At 37.8% G+C, this 15,664-nt stretch carries 16 protein-coding genes and 1 tRNA gene; 15 read left to right on the top strand and 2 right to left on the bottom strand.

Annotated features, from left to right (window positions below):
* Nucleotides 1-26 precede the first annotated feature (26 nt).
* The 11 genes from BMY56_RS16665 to BMY56_RS16615 all read left to right on the top strand — a co-directional run bounded on the left by BMY56_RS16665 (nt 27) and on the right by BMY56_RS16615 (nt 6,809).
* Nucleotides 27-716 carry a MotA/TolQ/ExbB proton channel family protein gene (locus tag BMY56_RS16665; RefSeq protein ID WP_091626864.1) on the top strand — a complete coding sequence of 230 codons (690 nt, stop codon included), beginning with the start codon at nt 27-29 and terminating at the stop codon, nt 714-716.
* Between the two features lie 9 nt (nt 717-725).
* Nucleotides 726-1,112, top strand: coding sequence for an ExbD/TolR family protein (locus tag BMY56_RS16660; RefSeq protein ID WP_091626861.1), 387 nt, complete (start codon nt 726-728; stop codon nt 1,110-1,112).
* On the top strand, nt 1,113-2,048 hold the full coding sequence (locus BMY56_RS16655) for an energy transducer TonB (RefSeq protein WP_091626859.1): 936 nt from the start codon (nt 1,113-1,115) through the stop codon (nt 2,046-2,048).
* Nucleotides 2,045-3,256 (top strand): bifunctional folylpolyglutamate synthase/dihydrofolate synthase, encoded by a 1,212-nt coding sequence (locus BMY56_RS16650; RefSeq protein ID WP_091626856.1) that lies wholly within the window; start codon nt 2,045-2,047, stop codon nt 3,254-3,256. The genes BMY56_RS16655 and BMY56_RS16650 overlap by 4 nt, the downstream gene beginning before the upstream one ends.
* A 59-nt stretch (nt 3,257-3,315) precedes the next feature.
* Nucleotides 3,316-3,390: transfer RNA gene (locus BMY56_RS16645), tRNA-Val, on the top strand.
* A gap of 209 nt (nt 3,391-3,599) precedes the next feature.
* A complete protein-coding gene (locus tag BMY56_RS18715) occupies nt 3,600-3,773 on the top strand; it encodes a hypothetical protein (protein ID WP_177170992.1) in 174 nt (57 codons plus the stop codon).
* A complete protein-coding gene (locus tag BMY56_RS16635) occupies nt 3,766-4,272 on the top strand; it encodes a hypothetical protein (protein ID WP_143057838.1) in 507 nt (168 codons plus the stop codon). Before BMY56_RS18715 ends, BMY56_RS16635 begins: the two co-directional genes overlap by 8 nt.
* 136 nt (nt 4,273-4,408) lie before the next feature.
* Nucleotides 4,409-4,720, top strand: a complete 312-nt coding sequence (locus BMY56_RS16630) for a hypothetical protein (RefSeq protein WP_091626848.1) — start codon at nt 4,409-4,411, stop codon at nt 4,718-4,720.
* Between the two features lie 9 nt (nt 4,721-4,729).
* The gene (locus tag BMY56_RS19140) at nt 4,730-5,182 is read left to right on the top strand and encodes a helix-turn-helix domain-containing protein (RefSeq protein WP_091626845.1); all 453 of its coding nucleotides are present in this window, start codon (nt 4,730-4,732) and stop codon (nt 5,180-5,182) included.
* 5 nt (nt 5,183-5,187) lie between these two features.
* Nucleotides 5,188-5,850 (top strand): P-loop NTPase family protein, encoded by a 663-nt coding sequence (locus BMY56_RS16620; protein WP_091626843.1) that lies wholly within the window; start codon nt 5,188-5,190, stop codon nt 5,848-5,850.
* Between the two features lie 392 nt (nt 5,851-6,242).
* Complete coding sequence (locus BMY56_RS16615; protein WP_091626841.1) at nt 6,243-6,809, top strand: BfmA/BtgA family mobilization protein; 567 nt, start codon at nt 6,243-6,245, stop codon at nt 6,807-6,809.
* A gap of 490 nt (nt 6,810-7,299) precedes the next feature.
* On the opposite strand, the gene BMY56_RS16610 is transcribed toward BMY56_RS16615, so the two are convergent.
* Together BMY56_RS16610 and BMY56_RS18710 are read right to left on the bottom strand one after the other, a co-directional pair.
* A complete protein-coding gene (locus tag BMY56_RS16610; protein WP_091626838.1) occupies nt 7,300-7,698 on the bottom strand; it encodes a response regulator in 399 nt (132 codons plus the stop codon).
* A gap of 307 nt (nt 7,699-8,005) precedes the next feature.
* A complete protein-coding gene (locus BMY56_RS18710; RefSeq protein WP_177170991.1) occupies nt 8,006-8,176 on the bottom strand; it encodes a hypothetical protein in 171 nt (56 codons plus the stop codon).
* 353 nt (nt 8,177-8,529) lie between these two features.
* Here BMY56_RS18710 and BMY56_RS18755 point away from each other — a divergent pair, with 353 nt between their 5' ends.
* The 4 genes from BMY56_RS18755 to BMY56_RS16585 are packed head-to-tail and all read left to right on the top strand — an operon-like array spanning nt 8,530 to nt 15,523.
* Nucleotides 8,530-9,747 (top strand): sensor histidine kinase, encoded by a 1,218-nt coding sequence (locus BMY56_RS18755; RefSeq protein ID WP_218144577.1) that lies wholly within the window; start codon nt 8,530-8,532, stop codon nt 9,745-9,747.
* 4 nt (nt 9,748-9,751) lie between these two features.
* Nucleotides 9,752-10,189 carry a response regulator gene (locus tag BMY56_RS16595; RefSeq protein ID WP_091626835.1) on the top strand — a complete coding sequence of 146 codons (438 nt, stop codon included), beginning with the start codon at nt 9,752-9,754 and terminating at the stop codon, nt 10,187-10,189.
* A complete protein-coding gene (locus tag BMY56_RS16590; RefSeq protein ID WP_091626833.1) occupies nt 10,189-15,135 on the top strand; it encodes a PAS domain S-box protein in 4,947 nt (1,648 codons plus the stop codon). Before BMY56_RS16595 ends, BMY56_RS16590 begins: the two co-directional genes overlap by 1 nt.
* Complete coding sequence (locus BMY56_RS16585; RefSeq protein WP_091626830.1) at nt 15,125-15,523, top strand: response regulator; 399 nt, start codon at nt 15,125-15,127, stop codon at nt 15,521-15,523. The genes BMY56_RS16590 and BMY56_RS16585 overlap by 11 nt, the downstream gene beginning before the upstream one ends.
* Nucleotides 15,524-15,664 lie beyond the last annotated feature (141 nt).

Genomic DNA, 15,664 nt, shown 5'->3' with positions numbered 1-15,664 from the left:
GGCAAATTCAATACTTAAAGAACATTATGTTATTATACCAGGATTTGGCTCAAAATGCGAGCGATGAAATATTGTCAGAAGAGAAAACCCTTTCAGTTATAGACTTAATCTTTAATGGAGGTACAGGTAGTGTAATTATAATTTCGGTGCTCTTCATAATGTTGGGTGTTGCATTGTATATATACTTTGAACGTCTTTTGGCAGTTAATGCAGCATCTAAAATAGATAAGAATTTCATGAACCAAATACGGGATCATGTAACATCAGGTAAATTAGAGGCGGCAAAATTACTTTGCGCCCAGACAGATTCTCCTGTTGCTAGATTGACCGAAAAAGGTATTTCGCGTATAGGAAAGCCACTTGATGATATCAACACGGCTATCGAAAATGCAGGAACTCTTGAGGTATATAAGCTTGAGAAGAACGTAAGTATTTTAGCGACCGTAGCTGGTGCGGCGCCTATGATCGGGTTCTTAGGAACTGTAATCGGTATGATTCTTGCCTTTCATGAAATGGCAAGTAGTGGTGGCCAAGCAGAAATGGGTTCATTGGCATCAGGTATTTACACTGCAATGACAACAACAGTGGCCGGACTTATAGTAGGTATCATTGCGTATGTAGGTTATAATCATTTAGTGAATCGTACCGATAAGGTTATTCATAAGATGGAGGCTAATGCAGTTGATTTTCTAGATTTATTAAACGAACCTCTTTAATTTTAGATTATGAAATTAAAAGGAAGAAATAAAGTCAGTCCTGACTTTAGCATGTCTTCAATGACAGATATTGTATTCTTGTTATTAGTATTTTTCATGCTAACGGCTAACTCGCCCAATGCATTAGATTTATTGTTGCCAAAGGCAAAAGGTAAGTCTACGAATACTCAAAATGTATCGGTAAGTATCGATAAGAATCTTCAATACTTTGTTAACGATCAAAGAATTAATGGGGAGTATATTGAGATTGAATTAAAGAAAGCTTTAGCAGGTCAAGATAATCCTACCATTATTCTAAGAGCAGAAGAGAGTGTAGCGATTAAAGAAGCTGTTAATGTTATGGATATCGCTAATAAAAATAATTATAAAGTTATTTTGGCAGTACGCCCCAATTAAATGGCATTTTTAGATACTAAACATAAGAAAAATTCTTTGACACTTACAACACTGTTGCTAAGTGCTCTTTTGTTGGTCTTGTTTTATATCGGTCTTACGTACATGGACCCTCCTGAAGAAAATGGCATTTCTATTAATTTTGGCACTACTGATTTTGGAAGTGGTCAGGTACAACCAAAAGAAAAAATTCAATCAGAGGCTTTGGATACGCCACCGGTAGAACCAACAAAACAAGAAGTTGCCGAGGCTATTGAAGAACCTGAAGAGATTGAGGAAGCTGCGGAGGAAAAAGAGGCACCAGCTGAAAAACTTTTGACAAAGGAAAGCGAAGAGGCTATAAAAATTAAGCAGGCAAAAGAGGTAAAACGAAAAGCAGATGAAGCTGCTGCTGATGCTAAAAAAAAGGCTGAAGAAGCGGAAAATAAGAAAAAGGTAGAAGCAGCTAAAATCGCTCAACAAAAGAAAGATGCCGAGGATAAGGCAAGACAAGAGCAAGAAGCGAAAAAGAAACGTTTAGACGAAATGATGGGCGGTCTTAATAAATCAGATGGAACGGCTACAGGTAGTGAAGGTGATGATAATAAAGTTGGTGATAAAGGTCAACTAGATGGAGACCCATATGCAACAAGCTATTATGGTAGTCCAGGATCTGGAAGCGGCACAGGAGGCTACGGGTTAAACGGAAGATCTTTGGTCAATAAAGGAAAAGTACAGCAAGAATGTAATGAATCTGGTATTGTAGTAGTTAAAATTGTGGTAGATCGAAATGGGAGAGTAACCAGTGCAACTCCTGGTGTAAGAGGTACTACCAATAATAATCCATGTTTATTGGAGCCTGCAAAGAAAACTGCATTTATGCATAAATGGAATTTAGATAGTAATGCGCCAAGTCAACAAGTTGGTTTTGTCGTTGTAAACTTCAAACTAGGAGAGTGACCTATAAGCAAACGCTAGATTGGATGTTTTTACAACTTCCAATGTATCAAAATAAAGGAAAAGTCGCCTTTAATTCAAAAATGGATGGCATCAATTCGTTAGCCGCCCATTTAAATAATCCACACAAAAAAATAAAGACTATTCATGTGGCAGGAACCAATGGAAAAGGTTCTAGCAGTCATATGTTAGCTTCTATTTTGCAAGAGGCCGGCTATAAGGTTGGTTTGTATACTTCACCGCATTTAAAAGATTTTAGGGAGCGTATTCGGGTTAATGGAAAAAAAGTAGAAAAAAAGTGGGTCGTCGATTTTATTGATGAAAATAAATCCTTCTTCGAAGGAAATAAATTATCCTTTTTTGAAATGACGGTAGGTATGGCTTTTTCATATTTTGCAAATGAAAATGTTGATATAGCGGTCATAGAGGTAGGTTTAGGGGGTAGATTAGATTCTACTAATATAATTACACCAGAAGTAAGTCTAATTACGAATATAGGGTTGGATCATACCGATATGTTAGGGGATACCCTCGCGAAGATAGCTTATGAAAAGGCAGGTATAATTAAAAGGAATATACCTGTAGTGATTAGTGAATTTAATGAGGAAACAGCTCCTGTTTTTAAGGAGACCGCTAGCGCGTTGAATGCTAAAATTGTTTTTGCTCAAGAGAAAACATTTTCTACATATAAAATAGGATTGCTTGGATCTTATCAGCAAAAAAACATCAAAGGGGTTTTGGCTGCCTTAAGGGAGCTTGTAAGTTTTAAAATTGAAGAGAAACATATTGTTAAAGGATTAAAAAAAGTGGTTGAAAACACTCATTTAATGGGTCGTTGGCAGCAAATTGGAACTAAACCAACTATAATTTGTGATACGGCACATAATAAAGAAGGTTTGGCAATAGTATTGGATCAATTACAAGAGCAAGAATATGAAAAGCTTCATGTAGTAATAGGTTTTGTAAAAGATAAAGATATCAGTGCAATTTTGCCCTTATTTCCATCAAATGCTACCTATTATTTTTGCAAGCCTAAAATTTCTAGAGGTCTTGATGAAAAAATATTATTAGACCGTTGTGTTCAGTTTAATCTGAATGGTAAAACATATAAGTCTGTTAATAAGGCTTTTAAAGCAGCGAAAAAACAAGCTTCTAAAAACGATTTCATTTATGTTGGTGGAAGTAATTTTGTGGTGGCAGAAGTTCTTTAATTTTTTATTGATTTTTCTTTTGCAGATTGTAAAACTATTATATATTTGCACTCCTTTTGGGGCTCTTAGCTCAGTTGGTTCAGAGCACCTGCCTTACAAGCAGGGGGTCACTGGTTCGAATCCAGTAGGGCCCACGTAGTAAAGACAAGGCTTCGCAGAAATGCGGGGCCTTTCTTTTTTGGCAGGGGTGAAACAAGGGTGAAACAAATATTTTTTGCATATATCTTCTTATCTTCATAAACGGCTCTCATGCGGTTATGAAATCTTCTACTAAAAATACGATTATTTCGCTTTTCCGGCGCATCGACAAAGCGGTTTTCGATATGCATCGAAAAGGCAGGGCATGGAAAACGAAGAAAGTTCCGCACTGGATCGTACTGGTCTTAGGGTTGGTATTATATCTATTGGTACTTTGGTTGTTGTGGCCGTTCCTGTCCGCTCAGGGAATACCCTACCTCAATTATTTTGGTTTTTTCTTGTTACTGGTTTTTACCATAGTGTTTTTGGTATTGTCTAAAATCTACGTTTCGCAGCTCCTGAACTATAAAAGCCCCTATTCAGTTCGAAAGGAAAGAACAGGCGCGAGGGAGGATGATAGGAGATATAGGGCACCTTTACGATTCGATCAGCTGGTCCATAAGATCGATTATGACAACTCGGACCTTTTTCAGGACTACTTAAAAACGAACCGGGAGGACTTCTCAAAACTCCTGTCGGGAAACCAAGTCTCCGAAAAATTGATCTGGCTTACTTTGACCGATAGGAAACTTCCCAACTTCAGGCTTTTATTCGAGTTTCTGAACCATATCTCCGAAGAGAACCTGGAAGGGTACTACGGGGAGAACCTTTTAAGGCTCTGTAACTACATCAAAACAACGTTCAGGTCAAAGAATAGCGAATGGACGGTAAAACAGCTTCAAAAGTCCCATTCGAGCTGGAAGAACTGTAACCCGAAAAGACGTATGGACCTAAAAATCGATATCGAGAACCAGCTTCTGTCCACGGGTAAAGAATAAAATGTAAATGAAACTAAAGGAAAGGGGAGGAGGGCTTTCCTTTACTTGATTTCATTAATGATTACCTTCAAATTGCTTTCAAATAGTTCCATGTACAAATCATGGAAAACAAGTGAAAACTTAAAGTGAAAGCATTATGAACAAACAGAACTCCTCCCTTGTACGATTACTCCTTGAAAAGATCGACCATCTCGATGAAGCCGCCCTGGTCAAGAAAAGGGTATTTAATGTCACCAACTTACAGATGTATAACGGTTGGAGCCTTTCCAAGATCTATAAGCTCACATCGGCGAGGTTGATCCCCTTTTCAAAGCCGACCAATGGTTCCCTGTTCTTTGAACGGGAGAAAATAGAGGAATGGCTGCTTCAAAATCCTTCCTATGGCGAAGCGGAACTCGAAGAAAAAGTGAATGCCCATTTGAAAAGACACCATCAGGGTAACCCATAAGAAAGCACTATGAAAGCCAGCGATAGAAATTTTCAGGGTATATGGATTCCCAAACGGATCTATTTGAATACAGAGGTCAATTGGTATGCCAAGATCCTATTTCTGGAGATCCACAGTTTTACGGAAGACGGAAAAGAATGCTACATGTCCAACAAGTACATATCCTCATTTCTGAAAATCTCCGAACGACAGGTCTCCAGATACATTAGCGAACTAAAGACAGTCGGCTGGATAGCCGAGGTCTCTTTTGACGGAAGAAGGCGGTTCCTTAAAAGCACATTGGAGTTCAGCTTTCGAACGTGCAAAGGAGATATGACAAAAGTGTCCAGGCAGCATGGACAGTTCTATCGTGTCAGCAACGTCAAAAATGACCATCATATAAAACAAGTAACAAAACAAGACATAAAATCAATTACTTTTTTAAAAGAAAATATTGAAAATAGAAGTCCAATATTAGAATAGGATACATGAAAAAGGAAATATCAGGGCTATTGAAAGAAGAAAAAGAAATAAAGGGGCCGCTTTGCGAGCCCGATGTTTTCAAAAAAGTTTTTTTCAAAATGGCCCAAGAATTTTATGCCAATACTAATCTGGACTTTGAGGTGGATGGTTCAAACAAAAGTTTCTTGCAACACTTCTGCAAATATTGGAACCGGGACATGGCCTTTGAAGTTTTGGAAAACATCTCCTTGAGAAAAGGGCTATTGGTATTCGGTTCTTATGGAACCGGAAAGACAACCAGTTTCAGGATTATCCAAAATTTGGCCAAGCAGTATCAAGTCAAGGAACTTTGGTTTCCTTCCATTTCGACACAGGAGGTAGTCGACAGGTTTAATATGGAAAAAAATAAGGAAGATGTTATACGGTATTTCTCTAAAGGTACCTTCCTGTTCGATGACCTTGGCTCAGAAACAGCGGGAAACAATATCTACCAATATGGCAAGGAAGACGTGTTCGTAAGGATACTGTTGAACCGCTATCGAAATTTTGAGAAACTGGGGACAAAAACACATATCACCACGAATCTTGGCCTAAAGCAGATAGAGGAACGCTACGGTAAACAGTTAGCAGACCGCTTTATTGAAATGTTCAATCTGCTAAAATTGGATGGGCCAAGTAGAAGAAAATAATAGGAAAAGGGAATATCGAATTAGCCTTGAATTTCAGCCTTTTCCTATAAAACGGAACAAGGTATTCCTGCACGAAGTAAAACGAAGAAAAGGAGTAGCAAGAGGGTAACACGCTAAAGCGATGTTACTTTGGTTAGATTGTTGATTATCAATGTATTGAAAATAGTTTTGTTTCGAGTCATCGGCTAAATTTGCGTCAAACGGACTTGCAGCCCCTAATAACGTTGAGATAATTTACAGTAACCGGTTTCTGTAAAACGAAGGCTATCTTCATTAAAGTGTTGAAATTCAATAGGTTGAAGATTATTTTGAATTATTGAGGATTTTCCATTGTGGCAAATTCTATTGAAAAATCTTCCAACTGCCTTTAAACGTTATAAAAAATTACTGTAATGGAAACAAAAACCAAACGAAATAATACTTTTTCGGCCATAAGCATCAATCGGATAACGGCCGAACGATTTCGGGCATACTCCAAGACTGTTTCCAGATCACATTCGGAAACCATTGATACGATGATCGATTTCTTTGAAAAAGCGCGGATATCACCAAAGAGCCAGGTGATGATCAGCTTTATCCGGTTTCAAAACTACATGATGGGGCGGTTCGATTACTTGGAAGAACTATTACGGACCATGGAACGGGAACAGCTAAGACCCACCCATGATATGCTCAAAAGCCTGTTCGAAGGAACGGCATTAAAGAAAAAGGAGCAACCCTTGCTTGTGGACAAAAAGAACCTAAGGATGACCAAAGAGGAATGGGATAGGGAGGACGGAAAAGTTTCGTTCGAGAAATACCATGATGTTATAAAGGCCAGGAGCAAGGACAGACGTATTTTTTCGAAGGTTCTGGACAGTATCGCCAAAGTAGAACCCACCTTTGGCAAACCCTATTTTAAAGTGGAAATGGATGAAACGGAATTGGAGCGTATTCGGCGTGAGCTAAACTGGAAATAGCGAAACAGAATTAGTTCCGAATAAGCAGAATGCGCCCTATTTCGATTTTACTTAACGCTTATCTACCGGAATGCTATAAAATCGAAACAGAATCCATGCGCAAAGTTTTGGGGTAAGTATTTGGGACGAGTTTAAATTTCATTTGACTAACTTCAATTCTTAGAAACACAAGATAACCTCTTTACTAGTTTAAAAATTTTTTAAAGTAAATCATAATTGATACCGAGTACCAACGTTAAAAAGGGTTCAAATATCAGAAGTAAAATAGTTTTATATTTTTCGCCATTTTCCTATTTTAAAATCCGAGAGGGATTCTGCCTTTTTATTAGAAACCTAAACTAGTACGAAATCTAAGAAGATTTCATTTTTAAAGTTTATTGAATGGCTACCATTTATTTTGACTCTATTTAAATGACTTACAATCTAAAAACAAACTATTATACTTAAAATTACTTTTCTACTGACCTATTTTTAGGGGTATACTAAAAAATCAAAGCGCAATTTTCATAGGGTTTTGAACAATCTCTTTTAATTTTTCTGTTTTTAATGGTTTAGATACGAAATCCTTTACGAACTGTGGGAAAGTTTTTGCCAGCCTTTTATCTTCGTCATAAATGGAAGAAGTTACCATCACTACATCAATATTGGTAGGAAACTCTTCAAGCACCATGAATTCTAGAAACTCAAAACCGGTCATTTCCGGCATATTAATATCTAAGAGAATTAGAATAGGTTCCGAATTTGTTTCCTGAAAACGTAAATGGTCCAAAGCCTTTTCTGGATTTGTAAATGAGATTATTTTATCCTCCAATTCCAATTTCCTAAGAAGGACCTGATGCATTAGGTTCACCAATTGAACATCATCAATTAGATAGATTTTTGAGTACATGATTTGTTATTTTGTAGGTTGCTAGTGAAAGTAAATGTTTCCAGCACTAAGTGGTGAAAAATGTTGTGTACTACTTGAATTTGTATGTGAAATACTAAAAAGTCTATGCATAATGTTTATTTGCAAATTCTTTCATTGAAAAAAATCACTTAATATTAGTGAGTTTCTAGAGGCAATACGACAAAATGAACAATTTTGGTTGCAACTATCCGTATTGGCAAAGTAAAGCTAATTGAGTACCTAAAGGTCCATGCTGTTCAATAGCCTGATTCTCTAGTTATGACCGGTACCTAAATATGGGAGGAAATCAAGAAATATAATGCTGTTCTTTCTCGCTAACATCTCCTTGGGTATTGGACATCAGGTCTATGAAACTCATAATCCTAGCTAAAGGAACTCTTACCATATGGGATTCAATCCATGCTATTTCTTTTAACCGTTCATTTTGACCCTTCATTTTTTCGATATATTTCATCATTTCCGAAACATCGTTTATCAAGGAGATTCTAATATTTTGAACAACTAATTTAAATTTCGGCCAATCGAAAACTGAAAGTAATTTGTTTTTATTAAAAGATAAAACGGATGGATAGCTGCTATTAAATGACTAACTTTAAAAATTCTTATCAAGATATTTCTCCTACTTTTTTAGTAGGCAAAATATATAGTATCCGACCGGATTGAGACCGCAAATCACCCATCATTACCATTGTATTTCCTGGTAGCAGCGTGCAAGTTAAAAAAGCATTGAAATATTTCTAAATTCAACAGTACTATTTACTCGCTGAAAATTGGTTACTGATTTTTACAATACCTTATTTTTTGTATCAGATGAAACAAAAATCAAATAGCAATAAAGAATCTCTTTCGATGGAGCTTAGACTGCAGTCTGCAGTCAATGAATTGTTGCTGCAAAAAGAGGCAATAGATAAACGAGCTGCAAAATTTGTCCTTGCCAACAAAGAACTTGCTTTTCAAAATAAAGAGAAAGAAAAACGAGCGGCAGAGTTGGTGATAGCCAACAAAGAACTTGCTTTTCAAAATAAAGAAAAAGATAAACGGGCAGAAGAGTTAATAATTGCAAATAAAGAACTTGCTTTTCAAAATAAGGAAAAAGAAAAAAGAGCAGCAGAATTAATCATTGCCAACAAAGAACTTTTATTTCAAACGGAGCTAAAAGCAAAGCGGGCCGAAGAACTGATCATTGCAAACGAAGAACTTGTTTTCCAAAACCAGGAGAAAGAAAAACGGGCCGCTGAATTAATGGTTGCCAACAAGGAACTGGCATATCAAAATGACGAAAAGGAAAAACGGGCAACAGAGTTGATCATTGCCAACAAAGAACTTAAAATATCAGAGGACCAGGTTAAAGAAGCGAACCAGGAACTGGAGGCGTTTTCCTATTCTGTTTCTCATGATTTACGGGCCCCTCTCCGTGCCATTGACGGGTATACAAAAATGCTTAAGGCAAATTTTGAAACACAGTTGGATCCTGAAGCTAACCGCCTGATGAACAATATTGTTTCAAATGCAAAAAAAATGGGGCTGCTTATTGAAGATCTGCTAACCTTTTCCCGTATTGGGCGCAGGGAATTGGTAAAAGTGAATATCCCCATGCTTACCATTGTAAACGATATATGCACTGAACTGGGAATTGAACAAAGTGATCGTAAGATTGTGTTTCATATCAATACATTGTTACCTGCCCTGGCTGATAACATGGCCATTAAACAGGTTTGGCTGAACCTGGTATCCAATGCTGTTAAATACACGAGGCTTAAGGATACACCCATCATTGAAATAAGTTCTGAAGAAAACGGAGATGAAATCATCTATTGTATTAAAGATAATGGTGCAGGTTTCGACATGCGGTATGCCGGCAAACTTTTTGGTGTATTTCAACGCCTGCATTCAGATGATGAGTTTGAAGGCAACGGCGTAGGGCTGGCACTGGTACATCGCATCATTTCAAAACACGGAGGGCGGGTATGGGCGGAGGCCAAAGTAAACGAAGGTGCAACATTCTTTTTTACATTAAATAAATCATAATAGCATGAACACAGGGATTGAAATATTATTAGCAGAAGACAATACCAGTGACGCAGAAATGACCATTGATGCTTTAAAAAAGAACGGATTAGGCAATAAACTTTTGCATGTTAAAGATGGCGCTGCGGCACTGGATTTCCTTTTTGCCGAAGGAGAATATGCCGGCAGGAATATAGAAAATAAACCGAAAGTAATCCTGCTCGACCTTAAAATGCCAAAGGTTAATGGGATAGAAGTGCTGCAAAGAATAAGAAGTGATGAACGAACTAAATATATTCCGGTTGTGATGCTTACTTCCTCCAGGGAAGATCCGGATATTAAAACCTGTTACGGCCTGGGGGTAAACAGCTATGTTGTGAAGCCGGTGGGATTTGATGAGTTTCAAAAAGCCATCACTGAACTGGGCTTATACTGGATGATTGTGAATCAACAACCTCAATAATGAAAAAACAGAATACTACCATAAAGATATTAATAGCAGAACATGATATACATGACCTGGCTATGATTGATAACGAACTTAAAAAGGGAGGGACTGATTTTGTTTCGGAAATTGTTCAAAATGAGGCGGGCTATCGCAAGGCACTCAAAAATTTTATTCCGGATATCATATTATGTGATTATAAGTTTCCCTCATTCGATGGACCAACTGCTTTTAAAATAAAGGAGCAATTAGCACCGGAAACTCCTTTTATCCTGGTATCGGGAGCAATAGGCGAAGAGTATTCTATTGAACTGATCAAAAATGGCGTAACCGATTTTGTGCTAAAAGATAAAATATTCACTCTTACTACAAAACTGCTAAGGGGATTAAAAGAAGCAAATGAACGAAAAGAGAAAAATAAAATTGAACAGGACTTCAAACAAACCGCAGCCCATTTGGCCGAAGCACAAAGCCTGGCAAAGCTTGGTAGCTGGGATTATGATTTCGCTGATAATAAACTTACTTGGTCAGAACAATTGTACAATGTATTTGATACAGATAAACAAACATTTAATGAAACACATGGCTCATTTCTACACCTGATTGATGAAGCTGATAGGGAATATGTAGAGAAGACCAGCAAACATACCCAGGAAACCGGTGATGCGTTTATAATAGAATACGCTATCACTACGCACAAAGCAGAAAAGCGGGTGATACAGGAGCATGGCTATGGTGTTAAGGATGCGAAAGGAGAAGTCATTCGATTATTTGGTACTGCACAGGATATTACCGAACGAAAAAAAGCAGAAAATGCAGTAAAAGAAAGTGAAGCCAAATACCGTGCTTTTTTTGAGAACAGTATGGACGGCATTTTACTAACTGTAACCGATGGAAATATTTTAGCGGCCAATCCTGCGGCCTGTAAGATATTCAATATGACGGAGCAGGAAATATGTGATGCCGGAAGATTCGGACTGGTTGATCTCTCTGACCCAAGGGTTGAAGATCTTATTAAGGAACGCCAGCTAACGGGTAAAGCACAAGGCGAGCTAACTTTTCTAAGAAAAGACAGAACTACTTTTGCGGGAGAGATCAGTTCAGTACTGTTTACCGATTCCTTTGGGCAGGAAAGAACATCAATGATAATACGGGATATTTCTGCAAGAAAAGAATCAGAAGAAAAACATAAAGAATCTTTTGCGCTGTTGCGCATGGCAGGAAAAATGGCCAAATTAGGTGGATGGAATGTGAATTTAGAGGAAAATCGTGTGTATTGGTCAGACGAAGTTGCCGCAATTCACGAAATGCCTGCCGGCTATGCTCCATTGGTGGAGGATGCTATTGAATTTTACGCACCTGAATGGCGTGATAAGATCACGGAAGTCTTCACCAATTGCATGCAGAAAGGAATTTCTTATGATGAAGATACGGAGATTCTTACCGCTACCGGGAAACGGATATGGGTAAGAACTAATGGGGAAGCCGTAAGGGACCAAAATGGAAAAATAGTTAAAGTTCACGGCACTTTTCAGGATATTACCATAAGAAAAAATATCGAGCTTCAATTAAAGAAATCCAATTCCTCCCTCACAGAAAGAGTTAAAGAGCAGAATTGCTTATATGAGATATCAATCCTAAAGGAACATGAACTTAGTATAGAAGAACTATTACGCAAAGCTGTAGAACTAATTCCACCTGGGTTTCAATTCATTGAAATAGCGAAAGCAAAAATTATTTGGAAAGGGCAGGCCTTTAAAACAGATAAGTTCAGGAATTCAAAAATTAAATTAACAGAAAGCGATGATCGTTTTGGGAAAAAAGCGCTGCAGGTTGCAGTGCATTATGTTGATACTAGTCAATCCATTGAAGGGGTCTCCTTTTTAAAAGAAGAAAAACAGCTGCTCAAAGCCATAATCAATCAGCTTTCTCAAAAAATTGAACTGATTGTTTCTTCCAATGAACGTCAACGCGCCCTAAAGGACCTTACTAAAATAATGGACTCATCACTGGATGTCATTTGTGCGGTTGATGCGAACGGAAATTTTCTGAAGGTAAGTGCTGCAAGCGAAGCCGTTTGGGGCTATAAGCCCGAGGAACTTATTGGCAAACCCCTTATCAATTTTGTTTATCACGAAGACAATGAGAAAACGCAGTTAACAGCCGCTCATGTAATGACAGGTAACAGCCTTAACCATTTTGAAAACCGGTATGTACGTAAAGATGGGTCATTGGTACCGATTGAATGGACTGCTCGCTGGGATGTAAAAGACCAGATAAGATATGGGATTGCAAGAGATATTACCGAGAAAAAAAGATTGGAAAAAGCTTTTGAAATTGAGCGGCAGCAATTCTTCGATTTGTTTTCTGAAGCTCCAACCAGCATGGGCGTATTAAGCGGACCTGATCACAGGTTTGAAATGGCAAACCCTCCTTACTTAAAATTAATTGGCAAAAAGGATATTATTGGCAAATCTGTAAAAGACGTATTGCCCGAAGTTGCAGAGCAAGGATTTATTGACATATTAGATAGCGTTTATCGAACGGGTAAAACGTTTTCGGCTATTGAAATGATCATTAAATTAGATATAAAGAATAGTGGAGAACCTGTTGATAGGTATTTGAATGTTTTGTACCAACCCCACAGAGACAATGACGGAAAAACTGATGGCATTCTTTTCTTTGCGGTGGATGTATCAGAACAAGTGCTGTCGCGAAAAAAGATAGAGGAAAGCGAAGCCAGGTTAAAAGAAGCGCAGGCGCTTTCACATATAGGTAACTGGGGAATAGATTTAACTACGGGAGTAAACACTTGGTCAGATGAGTTTTATAAAATCTGTGGAATTAAACCCGGGGATAAAGAGATTTCTTCTGAAGGGTTTTTATCCTTCATTCATCCGGAAGATGCTGCCTACGTAAAGGAAGCAATCCATAAAACTTTTGAAACGTTCGTAGCATCACATTTCTATTCCAGGATATTCACAAGAGATGGTATTCTAAAATATGTTTATAGTGAATGGAGATTTGAAATGGATGAAAATGATAACCCCATCCGTCTTTATGGAGTATTGCAGGATATTACTGAACGTACTTTGGCAAAGGAGAAGTTGGAATTAACCCAGTTTACTTTTGACCATGCAAGTGATGCCATTTTTTGGATGACCTCTGATGCCCGAATTGTTGATGTTAATGACGCAGCCTGTCATTCACTTGGGTATACTCGTCAGGAATTGCTAAGGCTATCAGTACCAGATATTGACCCGGACTTCAACGTTGAAACGTGGTCTGGTTTTTTTCCGGAACTGCGTAAAAAGCTTACCATCCCCATTGAAGCCAAGCATCTAAGAAAAGACGGCTCTTTGATACCGGTAGAAATTAGGGCCAATTATATAAAATATGGAAATAGAGAACTTAGTTGCGCTTTTGTTCGCGATATTTCTGAGAGAAAGCTTACGGAAGCGGCCCTCATTGAAAGTGAACAGGAAGTAAGAGCTATAGCTGAATCAATGCCTCAAATCGTTTGGGCAACCACAGCAGAGGGCAAAAACATTTATCTCAATCAACAATGGGTGGATTATACCGGCCTTAGCCTGGAAGTAAGCTATGATGACGGATGGTTAATTCCATTTCATGAGGATGATAAACCAATTCCCTGGGAGGCATGGAATAATGCTGTGGCAAATCAGGTGGAATATAATATCGAATGCAGGCTGCGAAAGTATGATGGAACCTATCATTGGTATTTATTAAGAGGTGTGCCAAAGATGAATGAAAAAGGGGAAATCCTTAAGTGGTATGGCACATGCACTGATATTGAAAAAATAAAACAAGCGGAAAACCAAATAAGAAAAAGCGAAGTGTTTAATCGCAGCGTGGTCAACTCATTAAGCGCCCACCTGGCAGTAGTGAATGACAAGGGAGACATTGTCTCGATAAATGAATCCTGGACTAATTTTGCTCTCCAGAATGGAGAAACTTCCATGGAGAGAACAGGCGTAGGAAGTAATTATTTTGAGGTATGTGAAAAAGCGTTTATTGAAGGTGATAAAATCGCCGGGCGGGTATTGCAGGGAATGAAGAATGTTTTAAATAAAAAAATAGAGAATTTCTATTTGGAATATCCATGTCATTCCACATCAGAGCAGAGATGGTTCGGTCTTCGGATTGCTAAATTTGAAGGTGATGAACCCTTGATTCTTTTGGCTCATACCAACCTCACCGATCGAATACTTGCTGAACGTGAGCGGGAAAAAATCACTGACGATCTTATACAACGTAACCAAGAGCTGGAGCAGTTCACCTACATTATATCGCACAACCTTCGTGCACCTGTGGCAAACATTAAGGGGCTTTTGCAGTGGCTGGAAGATGATTCATTATCCAAGGATGATGCGGAGATTGTTGCGAATGGGCTTTCCTCATCCATCAATAAACTTGATACTGTAATCATCGACCTCAATCATATTCTTCAGTTGAAAAATGGTATCAGTGGCGCTAAAGAACGAGTTTTGTTTGCAGAATTGGTCGATAGCATAAAAGAGAGTATTTCTTCGAAGATCTTACAGGAAGACATCAAAATTATAACTCAATTTGACGAAGTACCTGAAATGGTGACGTTAAAAAGCTATATGTATAGTATTTTTTACAATCTTATCAGCAACAGCATTAAGTATAAAAAACAGGATATTTATTCAGTTATTGACATAAAAAGCCATTTAAAAAATGATAAAATCGAATTGATATTTAAAGATAATGGAAGAGGGATTGATTTGAAAAAGAATGTAGACCAGGTATTCGGTTTATACAAGCGCTTTCACCGGGAAATTGACGGCAAAGGTATGGGCTTATTTATGGTTAAGACCCAAGTTGAAGCCCTGGGAGGAAAAATATCTATAGAAAGCGAAGTTGATAAGGGAACAGAATTTAAAATTGTATTTACAAACGATAAAAAACATGGAAACTAATACCTTACATTTTATTATTGTGGATGATGACGACATTAGTAATTTTATTACTAAAAGTGTAATTATGGAAAACAGCCCTCAGGCTGAAGTAATATCATTCACTGAGCCTGAGAAAGGGCTTGAATACGTACTGTCATTATTTAAGAAACAGAAGGAGGGTAAAGCTATACTTCTACTTGATATTAATATGCCTTCTATGACGGGTTGGCAATTTATGGAGGTTCTTGAACAAAAAGAACCTGCAGTTAGCGAAAGGCTATTAGTTTATATATTATCTTCTTCAGTCGAACCTGCAGATCAAGAAAGAGCCAGAGTAAATCTTCAAATCAGGGATTACATCATGAAGCCCTTGACGCATGATGCTATTATTTTCAATTCCCTCAATTAAGGCCTTGTGATTTTTGCTTCATGAAAAAGCTCTGTTCTTTTCTTAAAAGGCATAAGTAGAGCAATAAATAAGAAAGACATAAGGCCTTCTTAATTTTGGCATATACGGATTGCTATGGATTTAAGTACTTTTTCAAAACGG

The organism is Maribacter orientalis, assembly GCF_900109345.1.
GTDB classification, from domain to species: Bacteria; Bacteroidota; Bacteroidia; order Flavobacteriales; family Flavobacteriaceae; genus Maribacter; species Maribacter orientalis.
The sequence above is the reverse complement of the archived record's forward strand: the minus strand, read 5'-3'. Positions and strand labels throughout refer to the sequence as shown.

Coding starts and splice junctions, on each gene's coding strand:
- BMY56_RS18715 (WP_177170992.1), top strand. CDS start 3,600: ATGGAAAACGAAGAAAGTTCCGCACTGGATCGTACTGGTCTTAGGGTT.
- BMY56_RS16595 (WP_091626835.1), top strand. CDS start 9,752: ATGAACACAGGGATTGAAATATTATTAGCAGAAGACAATACCAGTGAC.
- BMY56_RS16610 (WP_091626838.1), bottom strand. CDS start 7,698: ATGTACTCAAAAATCTATCTAATTGATGATGTTCAATTGGTGAACCTA.
- BMY56_RS16585 (WP_091626830.1), top strand. CDS start 15,125: ATGGAAACTAATACCTTACATTTTATTATTGTGGATGATGACGACATT.
- BMY56_RS19140 (WP_091626845.1), top strand. CDS start 4,730: ATGAAAGCCAGCGATAGAAATTTTCAGGGTATATGGATTCCCAAACGG.
- BMY56_RS16615 (WP_091626841.1), top strand. CDS start 6,243: ATGGAAACAAAAACCAAACGAAATAATACTTTTTCGGCCATAAGCATC.
- BMY56_RS16660 (WP_091626861.1), top strand. CDS start 726: ATGAAATTAAAAGGAAGAAATAAAGTCAGTCCTGACTTTAGCATGTCT.
- BMY56_RS16665 (WP_091626864.1), top strand. CDS start 27: ATGTTATTATACCAGGATTTGGCTCAAAATGCGAGCGATGAAATATTG.
- BMY56_RS18755 (WP_218144577.1), top strand. CDS start 8,530: ATGAAACAAAAATCAAATAGCAATAAAGAATCTCTTTCGATGGAGCTT.
- BMY56_RS16630 (WP_091626848.1), top strand. CDS start 4,409: ATGAACAAACAGAACTCCTCCCTTGTACGATTACTCCTTGAAAAGATC.
- BMY56_RS18710 (WP_177170991.1), bottom strand. CDS start 8,176: ATGATGAAATATATCGAAAAAATGAAGGGTCAAAATGAACGGTTAAAA.
- BMY56_RS16655 (WP_091626859.1), top strand. CDS start 1,113: ATGGCATTTTTAGATACTAAACATAAGAAAAATTCTTTGACACTTACA.
- BMY56_RS16590 (WP_091626833.1), top strand. CDS start 10,189: ATGAAAAAACAGAATACTACCATAAAGATATTAATAGCAGAACATGAT.
- BMY56_RS16620 (WP_091626843.1), top strand. CDS start 5,188: ATGAAAAAGGAAATATCAGGGCTATTGAAAGAAGAAAAAGAAATAAAG.